The organism is Cellulomonas fimi, assembly GCF_028527925.1.
GTDB classification, from domain to species: Bacteria; Actinomycetota; Actinomycetes; order Actinomycetales; family Cellulomonadaceae; genus Cellulomonas; species Cellulomonas fimi_C.
Genome location: NZ_JAPESW010000023.1, coordinates 29,484 through 41,723, shown reverse-complemented (window position 1 = coordinate 41,723; position 12,240 = coordinate 29,484). Strand labels below are relative to the sequence as shown.

Sequence of the window (12,240 nt, the reverse complement as noted above, 5' to 3'; positions counted from 1 at the left end):
GACGCGCCGCCTGGGCCGCTCCGAAACGCTCCGGTTCCTCCACCGATGAAGGAACCGGAGCGTGTGAATCGTTTTGTACCCGGTCGGATCCGTCTCGCTCCGTGCCAGAGTGTCCGCGTCCTGCCGTGTTAGCGCTAACACACGGCCGGGCGTGAGCCCTCACACCCGCACCTGGAGACGGCCATGAGCGACGACGACGTCGACTTTCGTGAGCGAAGCGGTTCGACCCGGAGAGCAGCACCCCGACGACGGCGAGGCTGGGCAGGCGCGCTTGTGCTGACCCTGGCGGTCACGGCCGCACTCGCGGCCACGGCATCGCAGCCGGCGGAGGCCGCGTCGATCGACACCAACGCGTCGTACGTGCTGGTCAACCGCAGCAGCGGCAAGGCGCTCGACGTCTACAACCTGGCGACGACCGACGGCGCGAAGATCGTGCAGTGGTCGCGCAACGACGGCGCGCAGCAGCAGTGGCAGTTCGTCGACTCCGGCGGCGGCTACTACCGCCTCAAGTCGAAGCTGTCCGGCAAGGTCCTCGACATCAACGCCCGGTCGACCGCGGACGGTGCCGCCGTCATCCAGTGGTCCGACGCGAACTCCACGAACCAGCAGTTCAGCGTCCAGGACATCGACGGGTACATCCAGCTCATCGCCCGGCACAGCGGCAAGGCCGTCGAGGTGCAGGGTGCGTCGACGGCGGACGGCGCAGCTGTCGTGCAGTACGCCGACTGGAATGGTGCCAACCAGCAGTGGCAGCTCGTCCGCGTCGGCGGCACGGACCCGAACCCCACGCCGACCGGGACGTTCACCAACCCCGTCGTCTGGCAGGACTTCGCCGACGGCGACATCATCCGCGTCGGCGACGCCTACTACTACTCCGCGTCGACCATGCACTACTCGCCGGGTGCACCGATCCTGCGCTCGTACGACCTCGTCAACTGGGAGTACGCCGGCCACTCGGTCCCGCGGCTCGACTTCGACGACAGCGGGTACGACCTCAACGGCGGGCGGAAGTACGTCAAGGGCATCTGGGCGTCGGCGCTGACCTACCGCAAGAGCAACAGCACCTACTACTGGCTGGGCTGCACGGAGTTCAACCGCACGTACGTGTACACGGCGCCCGCGGTCGACGCGACGTGGACCAAGAAGGCGCGCATCAACGGCTGCTACTACGACGCGGGCCTGCTGGTCGACGACAACGACACGATGTACGTCGCGTACGGCAACGGCACGATCAGCGTCGCGCAGCTCAACGCCGACGGCACCGCGCAGGTGCGCGCGCAGCAGGTGTTCCAGACGCCGTCGAGCGTCGGGACCCTCGAGGGCGCCCGCTTCTACAAGCGCAACGGCTACTACTACATCTGGCTGACGCGGCCGGCGAACGGGCAGTACGTGCTGCGGTCGTCGTCGCCGTTCGGACCGTACGAGATGCGTCAGGTGCTGCTCGACCTGCCGGGCCCGATCTCGGGCGGGGGAGTGCCGCACCAGGGTGGCATCGTCCAGACGCAGGCGGGCGACTGGTGGTACATGGCGTTCACCGACGCGTACCCGGGCGGTCGCGTCCCGACGCTCGCCCCGCTGACGTGGAGCGCTGACGGCTGGCCGTCGGTGCAGACGGTCAACGGCCGGTGGGGCCAGACGTACGACAAGCCGCGGATCTCGACGACCAAGACGGTCGCGTCGATGATCGGCCGCGACACGTTCACGGGCCCGACGCTCGGGCACCGGTGGGAGTGGAACCACAACCCCGACACCAGCCGGTTCAGCGTGAACAACGGCCTGCGGCTCCAGACGGCCACCGTCACGAACGACCTGTACAACGCGCGCAACACGCTGACGCACCGCATCCAGGGGCCGACGTCGACGGCGACCGTCGAGCTCGACTACTCGTCGATGGCCGACGGCGACCGGTCGGGCCTGGCGATGCTGCGGCAGTCGTCGGCCTGGATCGGCGTGGTCAAGAACAACGGCCAGACGCGCGTCGTGATGACCGACGGGCTCACGATGAACAGCTCGTGGGCGACCACCGGAACCGGCGTCGAACGCGCGGGCGCCAACGTCAGCGGGGGTCGGATCTGGCTGCGCGCGAAGGCCGACATCCGCCCCGGCTCCGGCCGCACGGCGACGTTCTCCTACAGCACCGACGGGACCAACTTCGTCCCGCTCGGGCCCTCGTTCACCCTGAACAACTCCTGGGAGTTCTTCATGGGTTACCGGTTCGGGATCTTCAACTACGCCACCCGAGCCCTCGGCGGAGCCGTCACGGTCCGCAGCTTCGACCTCACGACGCCCTGACGAGGCGACCCCACCACGACGGCGCGCCGGTGCGCCGTCCCGGCAGAGAGCGAGTGACGATGCACACGAACCACCAGACCCGACGCCACGGGTGGCGTCCACGGGTCGCGGCGCTGGCGGCCACGGCCGGCCTGGTGCTCACGACGTTCGCCGCGGTGGCGAGCCCGGCGCAGGCCGCGTCGACGCTCGGCGCGTCGGCGGCGGAGAAGGGCCGGTACTACGGCACCGCCATCGCGGCGGGGCGGATGAGCGACAGCACGTACATCAACATCGCGAACCGCGAGTTCAACATGATCACCGCCGAGAACGAGATGAAGATGGACGCGACGGAGCCGTCGCAGGGCCGCTTCAACTTCAGCAACGGCGACCGCATCGTCAACTGGGCGCTCAGCAACGGCAAGCGCGTCCGCGGGCACACGCTCGCGTGGCACGCGCAGCAGCCCGGGTGGATGCAGAACATGTCGGGCTCGGCGCTGCGCAGCGCGCTCATCAACCACGTCACGCAGGTCGCGTCGTACTACCGCGGCAAGATCTACGCCTGGGACGTCGTCAACGAGGCGTTCGCCGACGACGGGCGTGGCAGCCGTCGTGACTCGAACCTGCAGCGCACCGGCAACGACTGGATCGAGGCCGCGTTCCGTGCCGCCCGCTCCGCCGACCCCGGCGCGAAGCTCTGCTACAACGACTACAACACCGACGGCATCAACGCGAAGTCGACCGCCGTCTACAACATGGTCCGCGACTTCAAGTCGCGGGGCGTGCCGATCGACTGCGTCGGCTTCCAGGCGCACCTCGGCACCAGCATGCCGAGCGACTTCCAGGCGAACCTGCAGCGCTTCTCCGACCTCGGCGTCGAGGTGCAGCTCACCGAGCTCGACATCCAGCAGGGCAGCAACCAGGCGAACGCGTACGCCCAGGTGACGAACGCGTGCCTCGCGGTCGCGCGCTGCACGGGCATCACCGTCTGGGGCGTCCGCGACTCCGACTCGTGGCGCACCGGCGCCAACCCGCTGCTGTTCGACGCGTCGGGCAACAAGAAGGCGGCGTACACCTCGGTGCTGAACGCCCTGAACGCGGGCACGAGCAACCCCGGTGGCAGCGGCTCGATCGAGGCCGGCGCCTGGTACGTGCTGATCAACCGCAACAGCGGCAAGGCGCTCGACGTCTACAACCTGGCGACCAACGACGGCGCCCGGATCACGCAGTGGGCCCGCAACGACGGCAACCAGCAGCAGTGGCAGTTCCAGCTCAACAGCGAGGGCTACTACGAGGTGAAGTCGCGGCTGTCGGGCAAGAACCTCGACGTGTCCGGCAAGTCGACCGCCGACGGCGGCGCGATCGTCCAGTGGACCGACAACAACGGCGCCAACCAGCAGTGGCGGGTCACGATCAGCAACGGCTACGCGACCCTGATCAGCCGCAACAGCGGCAAGGCCCTCGAGGTGCAGGGCGCCTCGACGGCCGACGGCGCCAACATCGTCCAGTACACGAGCTGGAACGGTGCCAACCAGCAGTGGCAGCTCGTCCGCGTCGGCTGACCGACACCTCGCACCGGGGTGGGGTGCCGACCTGGCACCCCACCCCCGAGACCCCCGAAGGAGTGGGACACATGAGAACGACCCCAGGAACGCTCGCCGTGAGCGGGCGACGACGCCTGCAGGCGGGCTTCGTCGTGCTGAGCCTCGCGGCCGCCGGCCTGGTCGCCGCGGTGACGGCGTCCCCGCCGGCGCACGCCGCGTCCATCGACACCAACGCGTCGTACGTGCTGGTCAACCGCAGCAGCGGCAAGGCGCTCGACGTCTACAACCTCGCGACGACCGACGGCGCGAAGATCGTGCAGTGGGCGCGCAACGACGGCTCCCAGCAGCAGTGGCAGTTCGTCGACTCCGGCGGCGGCTACTACCGCCTGAAGTCGAAGCTGTCGGGCAAGGTGCTCGACATCACCGGCCGCTCGACGGCTGACGGTGCCGCCGTCATCCAGTGGTCCGACGCCAACTCCACGAACCAGCAGTTCAGCATCCAGGACATCGACGGGTACATCCAGCTCATCGCCCGGCACAGCGGCAAGGCCGTCGAGGTGCAGGGTGCGTCCGGCTCCGACGGTGCCGCCGTCGTCCAGTACTCCGACTGGAACGGCGCCAACCAGCAGTGGCAGCTCGTGCGCCTCGGCGGTGGCACGAACCCGACCACGCCGCCGCCCACCGGTCAGTGCTCGCTACCGTCGACCTACCGCTGGTCGTCGACGGGTGCGCTGGCGCAGCCGCGGTCAGGCTGGGCCTCGCTGAAGGACTTCACAACCGCGCCGTACAACGGCCAGCACCTCGTCTACGCGACGACGCACGACTTCGGCACCTCGTGGGGCTCGATGAACTTCGGGCTCGTCTCGAACTTCTCCCAGCTCGGTTCGGCGTCGCAGAACGCCATGTCGTCCGGGACGGTCGCGCCCTCGCTGTTCTACTTCGCGCCCAAGAACATCTGGGTGCTCGCCTACCAGTGGGGCGGCCCCGCGTTCTCCTACCGGACCTCGAGCAACCCCACGAACCCCAACGGCTGGTCCGCGCCGCAGACCCTCTTCTCCGGCTCCATCACCGGCTCCGGTACCGGCCCGATCGACCAGACGATCATCGGTGACAGCCAGAACATGTACCTGTTCTTCGCCGGCGACAACGGCAAGATCTACCGCGCCAGCATGCCGATCGGGAACTTCCCCGGATCGTTCGGGTCCACCTCGACCGTCGTCATGAGCGACACCACGAACAACCTGTTCGAGGCGCCGCAGGTGTACAAGGTCAAGGACCAGAACCTCTACCTGATGATCGTCGAGGCCATCGGCGCCAACGGCCGGTACTTCCGCTCGTTCACCGCCACCAGCCTCAACGGCACGTGGACCCCACAGGCCGCCACCGAGAGCCGTCCCTTCGCCGGCAAGGCCAACAGCGGCGCCACGTGGACCAACGACATCAGCCACGGTGAGCTGATCCGCACCTCGGCGGACCAGACCAACACCATCGACCCCTGCAACCTGCAGTTGCTCTACCAGGGCCGCTCGCCGTCGTCCGGTGGCGACTACGGCCTGCTGCCGTACCGGCCCGGCCTGCTGACGCTGCAGCGCTGACGGTCGCACCACCGCGTCGCCTCCGGGGTCGCTGAGGGGCACGGACGCATCACCCGGGTGACGCGGAACGGAGAGGGCGGGCTCCCTGTGGGGATCCCGCCCTCTCTGGTCGGTCGCTCGCGCGTCCGTCCGGCTGGCGCGCAGCGCACCACCGGCGAGCGGACGGCCCGGCGCCTCGGCGTGCCGGTAGGCTGACCACCGCGTCGGCACGCTCCGGGCTGCCGACGACGCACGGGCTCACCGAGCCCGAGCGCCTGTAGCTCAGGGGATAGAGCACCGCTCTCCTAAAGCGGGTGTCGGCAGTTCGAATCTGCCCAGGCGCACACCGAGAGAGCGAGGATCTGCGCTCACTGCTGCGAGCGGCGGCTGCCGGGCCGAACGGCTGATCACGCGCGACGTTGTTGCGACGCACCCGTCGATCCGGTAGCACGGAGCCGTGAGTTTTCTGGACCGGCTACGCCGGCGCAACACGACCCCTGTCCCGCGTCCCGCCGACGGCGTCCCCGCGGACGAGGAGGTCACAGAGGCGGACCTCGTCGAGATCGCCGAGCAAGCAGTCCTCCCCGGGTTCCTCACGCGGTCCGAAGCGGTCGAACGCCTACGGGAGGCGTTCGAGCTCGACGATGCGGATCCGACGCCCGGGAGGATCGTCGAGCTGGTGTGGTCGCGCCGGTCAGCCGAGCAGGCGACGTGGGAGGGACGTTCCGACTTCGACAGGCTTGACGCGGCATTCCGGCGCCTCGAGTCGGAAGGCTTCGTCGCTCGCATGAACTTCACCTGCTGCACCACGTGCGGGACGGACGAGATCGACGACGAGCGCACTCCGCTCGACACGGCCACGGGCTACCCCTACCGGGAGACGATGTACACGTTCTTCCACCAGCAGGACGCCGACCGTTTGGTGGACGAGCAGGCGACGCTCTTCCTCGCCTACAGCTCGTGGCGGCCGGCACCCGACACCGATCCGGATCTCCTCGCCGCCGCGCGTGCGGGGGACGAGGCCGCTCGCGCGGCGGTCGTCGCACACACCGACGTACAGGTCGGGCACAAGGTCGTGGATGCTCTGAAGAGCGAAGGGCTCGACGTGACCTGGGACGGCAGCCACGAGACGAGGATCGCGATCGCGATCTCCGACTGGCGCAAGCCACTGCCGGTCTGACCCGCGCCGGGCGCGCCTACCGCGTCGTCGGTGCGGCGCGTCCGGCGGTGGGGGCCAGTGGATCCGGCGGTGATAGCCGATGGTGGGGGGGCGGTGAGCTCGAGGACGTGGCGGGACGCAGAGCCTAGGCCGCGGACGGCCTGGGATCATGGCCCGACGCAGCGGCAGTCGGGGAGGGTGACCCGAGGGAGTGGCCGCCCTGACTAGGAACCGGCGACGAGGCGCTCGTCCAGCGTGTCGGTGCGTAGCGCGTCCATCAGGAGGCCGAAGGATGCGGCGTCGGGGACCAGGGTGGGGGAGCCGGCGGTGGTGACGACCGTCGTCGGGACCGGCACCACCCGCACCTCTTCGGGGCCGAGGTGGCGGACGCTCGTGAGAAGACCGACCAGCTCGGATCGGTCGAAGCTCTCGTCGACGGCGACGGAGCCGGAGATGATGCCGAGCAGCCGCAGCCACGTGGCCGGGTTGCGCCGGACGTCGTCGTCCCCCAGGCGGTCGAGGATCGCGCGAAGCCACACCGCCGAGCGTTCCGCCCGCGAGGTGTCGTCGAGGCCGTCCCCGCGCACCCAGACGAGGGCCTCCTCGCCCGCGAGCCGGTGACGGCCGGCGGGGAACGTCTGACCCCCGTCGACCACCAGCCTGCTGTCCAGGTCGATCTCCACGCCGCCGAGCCCGTCGGTCACCCGGGCGAACGTCTCGGAGTCGGTCAACGCGACGTGGTCGAGGCGCACGTTGGTCAGCCGCTCGACCGTCTGCACCGCGCCTGTCGGGCCGCCCTGCGCGAAGGCGGAGCGCAGCGTCCCCGGTCCCGAGCCGGGCACGTCGACGGAGAGGTCGGGGGGCATCGCGATGACGTTCACGCTGGACCGGTCGGCGGAGACGTGCGCAAGCATGACGATGTCGGTCTGGGCGGCCGCGGCGGCCCAGTCCTGGCCGCCCTCGGTGCGGACGTCGTTCGTCGAGCCGAGGATGAGGATGGTGACGGGGGCGGGGCCGCCGGCCTCGGCCGGCGGGAGAGGCGCGGGTCGGTCCGTCAGCGCGACAGGGTCAGGGAAGCGCTCGAGCCGGTTGTCGAGTGTGCCGGCGACGACGAGTGCCCCGCCCGTGGCGACCATGATCAGCAGGACCAACGATCCGACGACGGCGAGCGCGATGTTCCGGCCGCGGTGGCTGGGCGGGGGAGTCCGGGGCACCTCTGGCGGGGGCGGGCTCGGCTCGTCGGGAGGTGTGAGCACCGTCCACGCGATGCCGTCTACCGCGGCGCGGACCTTGGCGAACGACTTCTCGTAGCCCCGTCGGCCGGTCTCACCGGGGTCGGGGACGTCGTCGTCCTCAGCCACCGGCGGGGCGGTGCCCACGCGGTGCACCGGTGCGAGCTGGGCCAGCGCGGACAAGCGCGCCGCGACATCTCCCTCGGGCAGGGCCGAGGGGCCGAGGGACGTAGCAACCCGGGCCAGCTCGCACAGCGTGAAGGTCCGGCGGACCGCCGCGGGGACCTTGCGGACGACGGCCGACCGCTCGTGCCGGGTGGCGGTGAGGACGAGGTCGGCCGACGCGACCATCGTCGCGTCGACCTCGTGCGGGTGAGGGGCGTCGACGGCGAGGCCTTCGCTCTCGAGGAGCTCGGTGAGGTGTGCGGGGACCGGTTCGTCGGCGGCGACGTCGATCCCGGCGCTCGTCACCGTCACGGCGCTGTTCTCCCCGAGCCGGGCGCGCAGGAGCCGCTCGGCCGCGAGCGAGGGTCCCACGTTCGTGGCGCCGACCAGCAGCACGTCGAAGCGGCTCGCCACGGCCGACGGGACTGCGTCGGACGGGCCCATCGAGCAAGTCTGTGGGAGATGAGGCACGCCCGCTATAGAGGTCTTCGGGGCAATTGTCCGCCTCGGCGATCCGGCCGCGTGGGCCGGTCGACACCCCTCCCTCCTCGGGAACCCGCCCATCTCGCGATGCGGCTGGTCACGGGCCCGGACCCGGGGCGGCCGCGTCGGACCAGGTCGGCGCGCCGTCCGAGATGCTGCCGCCGGTCGGGGGCCCGACTACGGACGCCGTGCGTTCGGGAGTCCAGGCTCGAACCGCCTCCACCGGCCTTCGGAGACGACGTCGACCGAGCCGTCGACGACCGCGACCGCGGTCTGCTCGTCGAGGACGTACGACGGGACGTCGAGGTCGGCCGCCCAGCGTTCGGCGTGGGTCATGGTGTTGGTGGGGAAGGCGTCGAGGTGGGGGAAGATCGCGAAGTCGACGACGCCGAGGGTGCGGTCGTCGGGGGCGCCCGGCCACTCGACGAACACCTCGCCGATGCGGGGCGTCATGACCATGCTGCCGGCGCTGACGCCGACCCAGACCGTGTCGGGCAGCGACGGGAAGAGGTCGTCGAGGCCGGACTCGCGGATCCAGTGGGCGAGGTAGGTGGCGTCGCCGCCGTCGACGAGGAGCGCGTCGGCCTCGCGGACCCACGGGATCCAGCGGTCTGAGCCGATGGTCGGCAGGGCGGTGAGCTCGAGGACACCGAGGGACGCCCAGCCCAGGCCGGTCAGGTGCTCGGCGCCCGTCCCCGCCGCCGTCGTCCGCTGCACCGACGACGGGCCGCACATCGGGTGACCCCACTGGGCGGTCGGGATGACCAGGGCGTGACTCTCCTCGATCGGCTTGCCGAGCATCTCGACGAGCGCTCCCCGGATCGAGGGATTGGTCACCCCGCCGGACGTGAGCAGCAGCTTCACCACAGGCCTCCAGGTCGCGCAGCAGATCAGAGCGGGTCGACGGAGAGACTGTCAGCCCCGCCCGGACTCAGCGGCAACCGGAGGACGTCACGCGAGGGAGAGGAAGAGCTTCTCCAGCTTGGCGACGTCCAGGGTGGCCTCCGCCCCGTCGGCGCCCGGCGTCATGCACTGCTTCATGCCGGAGGCGATGATCGCGAACCCGGCGCGGTCGAGGGCGCGGGACACCGCGGAGAGCTGCGTGACGACGTCCTCGCAGTCGCGGCCTTCGTCGAGCATGCGGATGACGCCCGCGAGCTGGCCCTGCGCGCGCTTGAGGCGGTTGGTGACGCTGCTCATCTCGTCAGGGTCGAGCTGCATGGTCATCTCCAAGGGAAGGGGTGCGGCGACGATACCCCCACGGGTACCTGCCGCGACGGAGGGGTCAGCGGCGGCAGGTGCAGCGCTCGGCGGGCGGAACGGAGCCCATGACGTCCTGGGCGTGCATGCCGCAGCCGTCCCAGGTGGTCTTGCCGCAGGTCGGGCAGGTGACGGGGTAACACATGGTGGTCTCCTCAGGGAAGCAGACGAACGACGTCAGGCGGACAGGGTCGGGTGGACGGCTTCGAGCGTGAGCCAGCCGCCCGAGAGGTTGCGGGCGTCGAGGCCGGCGCCGCGCAGGATGCGGGTCGCGAGGTAGGAGCGGACGCCGCTCGCGCAGTGCACGCTGATCGGGCGGCCGTCGGCGGCGGCGCGCACCTCGTCGAGGCGGGCACGCAGCTCGGTGTGGGGGACGTGCAGCGAGCCGGGCAGGTGGGCGACGGCGCGCTCCTTCGCGGAGCGGACGTCGAGGACGAGGGTGGACGCGAGAACCTCAGCCAGGTCCGTCGCCTGCCACTGGGGCATCGTGCCGTCGAGGGCGTTCTGCGCGACGAAGCCGAGCATGTTGACCGGGTCCTTCGCCGACCCGTACGGCGGGGCGTAGGCGAGCTCGAGCTCGGCGAGGTCGTCGGCGGTCATGCCCGCGCGCAGGGCCGTCGCGAGAACGTCGATGCGTTTGTCGACGCCCTCCCGCCCGACGGCCTGCGCGCCGAGCAGGCGCCCGTCGGGGGCGAACGACGCGACCAGGTGCACGGCCGACGCGCCGGGGTAGTAGCCCGCGTGGTGGTTCGGGTGCAGGTGGACGACCTCGTGCGCGATGCCCGCCCGGCGCAGCGACGCCTGGCTCGCGCCGGTGACCGCGGCCGTCAGGCCGAAGACGCGGACGATCGCCGTGCCGAGGACGGCGGCCTGCGGGGTGGTGCGGTGGCCGAGCATCGACTCGGCGGCGCGGCGGCCCTGACGGTTCGCCGGACCGGCGAGCGGGACGGGGCCGACGTCGCCGGTGACGGCGTGCGTCACCTCGATCGCGTCGCCGACCGCCCAGACGTGCGGGTCGGACGTGCGGTGGTCGGCGTCGACGCGGATCGCGCCGCGCGCGCTGAGGTCGAGGCCGGCGTCGCGGGCCAGGTCGCTCGCGGGCCGGACGCCGACGTTCACGACGACGAGGTGCGCGTCGAGCACGCTCCCGTCCGAGAGGGTCACCGTCACCGGCGCGGCGTCCGACGGGTCCGCGTCGGCGACGGCCGTGGCCGACACGCCGAGGTGCAGCGTGACGCCGTGCGCCAGGAGCTCGTCGGCGAGCAGGGGTGCGAGCTCGGGGTCGAGCGGCGGGAGGACGTGGTCGGCCAGCTCGACGAGGTCGACCTCGAAACCGCGGTGGACCAGCGCCTCGACGGCCTCGAGGCCGATGAAGCCCGCGCCGACGACGACGGCCCGCGGTGGGCGTCCGTCGCGCGCACGGTCCAGCGCCGCATCGACGCGCTGCCGCAGGGCGTCGACGTCGGGGACCGTGCGCAGCGCGTGCACGGCGGGGTGATCGAGGCCGTCGATCGGCGGGCGCACCGCGACGGCCCCTGGGGCGAGGAGCAGCGCGTCGTACGGGAGGTCGTAGGCGGAGGTCGCGGTCTCGACCGTCACCGCGCGCGCCGCGCGGTCGATCGCGACGACGCGGTGCCCGGTGCGGACGTCGAGGTTCAGCGCCGCGCGCAGGGTCGCGGGGGTGTGGAGCAGCAGGTCGTCGCGGTCCGCGATCTCGCCGGACAGGTGGTACGGGAGGCCGCAGTTGGCGAACGACACGTACTCGGACTGCTCCAGCACGACGATCTCGGCCGACTCGGACAGCCGGCGCGCGCGGGCCGCGGCGCTCATGCCGCCCGCGACGCCGCCGACGATCACGAGGCGGTGCGAGGCGTCGCTCGGCTGCGCGGGGAGGGTGGGACCGGTGCTGGGCATGCGCCCGACGATACCCCCGGGGGTATGCGAGGGCAATGCGGGCGATCGTGAAGCCGGCCACAGAGCCGCGGGACCGCCGACGAGGCAGCGCGTCCGCCGACGAGGTGCGGAGTGTCCTCGCCCGTCGTCAGACGTCAGTCGGTGAAGACGTCCCAGCAGATCGCGTTCCGCCTGCGCTGGTCGTCGAGCACGAGGTCGCGCACCTCGGGCGGGAGGAGGTCACGCTGCCAGCGGAGCTCGGCGACCCGGGCGGCCTCCCGCTCCGGCTCGGGGGCGGCGGCCGCGGCGGCGCGGATCGCGTAGGCGGCGGCGCCCAGGTCGTGCGCGGCGACGTGCGCGACGGCGACGGCCTGACCCGCGGACAGGGCGGCGAACCGCGCGGGTTCCGGCAGCCCTCGGCCGGCCGCGTTGGCCTGGAAGGCGGCGTTGTGCGCGTCGCGCATGGTGGCCTCGCCGCGCGTCCACGCGTGGCCGATGCGCAGCGCCTCGGCCGGGCGGCCGTCGTCGCTCTCGTGCCGGAACAGCGGGAGGCGTGCTCCGCGCACGTCAGAGCCCAGCGGGCGAGCAGGACGTGGTGCTCGTCGGTCAGCGTCCCGCCGCGCCGGATCGTGATGAGTCGGGGGTCGCGCTCGCGGGGGAGG

General features: G+C 71.5%; 10 protein-coding genes and 1 tRNA gene. 5 read left to right on the top strand and 6 right to left on the bottom strand.

Annotation, left to right across the window (positions count from 1 at the left end; all coding sequences use genetic code 11):
* Positions 1 to 273 precede the first annotated feature (273 nt).
* From OMK64_RS12155 to OMK64_RS12135, 5 genes are all read left to right on the top strand, one after another.
* Positions 274 to 2,292: a family 43 glycosylhydrolase gene (locus OMK64_RS12155; RefSeq protein WP_272728644.1), complete on the top strand. Its 2,019-nt coding sequence runs from the start codon at positions 274 to 276 to the stop codon at positions 2,290 to 2,292.
* Between the two features lie 59 nt (positions 2,293 to 2,351).
* Positions 2,352 to 3,830, top strand: a complete 1,479-nt coding sequence (locus OMK64_RS12150) for a glycoside hydrolase family 10 protein (protein WP_272728643.1) — start codon at positions 2,352 to 2,354, stop codon at positions 3,828 to 3,830.
* A gap of 71 nt (positions 3,831 to 3,901) precedes the next feature.
* Complete coding sequence (locus tag OMK64_RS12145) at positions 3,902 to 5,407, top strand: non-reducing end alpha-L-arabinofuranosidase family hydrolase (RefSeq protein WP_272728642.1); 1,506 nt, start codon at positions 3,902 to 3,904, stop codon at positions 5,405 to 5,407.
* A gap of 250 nt (positions 5,408 to 5,657) precedes the next feature.
* Positions 5,658 to 5,730 (top strand) — tRNA-Arg (locus OMK64_RS12140).
* A 113-nt stretch (positions 5,731 to 5,843) separates the two neighbouring features.
* The gene (locus tag OMK64_RS12135; protein WP_272728641.1) at positions 5,844 to 6,566 is read left to right on the top strand and encodes a DUF6891 domain-containing protein; all 723 of its coding nucleotides are present in this window, start codon (positions 5,844 to 5,846) and stop codon (positions 6,564 to 6,566) included.
* Between the two features lie 203 nt (positions 6,567 to 6,769).
* On the opposite strand, the gene OMK64_RS12130 is transcribed toward OMK64_RS12135, so the two are convergent.
* From OMK64_RS12130 to OMK64_RS12110, 6 genes are all read right to left on the bottom strand, one after another.
* Positions 6,770 to 8,386, bottom strand: a complete 1,617-nt coding sequence (locus OMK64_RS12130; RefSeq protein WP_272728640.1) for an LCP family glycopolymer transferase — start codon at positions 8,384 to 8,386, stop codon at positions 6,770 to 6,772.
* A 216-nt stretch (positions 8,387 to 8,602) separates the two neighbouring features.
* The gene (locus tag OMK64_RS12125; protein ID WP_272728639.1) at positions 8,603 to 9,289 is read right to left on the bottom strand and encodes a Type 1 glutamine amidotransferase-like domain-containing protein; all 687 of its coding nucleotides are present in this window, start codon (positions 9,287 to 9,289) and stop codon (positions 8,603 to 8,605) included.
* Between the two features lie 87 nt (positions 9,290 to 9,376).
* Positions 9,377 to 9,646, bottom strand: a complete 270-nt coding sequence (locus OMK64_RS12120) for a metal-sensitive transcriptional regulator (RefSeq protein WP_272728638.1) — start codon at positions 9,644 to 9,646, stop codon at positions 9,377 to 9,379.
* A gap of 64 nt (positions 9,647 to 9,710) precedes the next feature.
* The gene (locus OMK64_RS21285) at positions 9,711 to 9,830 is read right to left on the bottom strand and encodes a DUF8730 family Cys-rich protein (RefSeq protein WP_524536914.1); all 120 of its coding nucleotides are present in this window, start codon (positions 9,828 to 9,830) and stop codon (positions 9,711 to 9,713) included.
* A gap of 32 nt (positions 9,831 to 9,862) precedes the next feature.
* Complete coding sequence (locus OMK64_RS12115) at positions 9,863 to 11,599, bottom strand: FAD-dependent oxidoreductase (protein WP_272728637.1); 1,737 nt, start codon at positions 11,597 to 11,599, stop codon at positions 9,863 to 9,865.
* A 134-nt stretch (positions 11,600 to 11,733) separates the two neighbouring features.
* Entirely contained in the window at positions 11,734 to 12,144 is a 411-nt protein-coding gene (locus tag OMK64_RS12110) for a putative immunity protein (RefSeq protein ID WP_306469287.1), read from the bottom strand.
* Positions 12,145 to 12,240 lie beyond the last annotated feature (96 nt).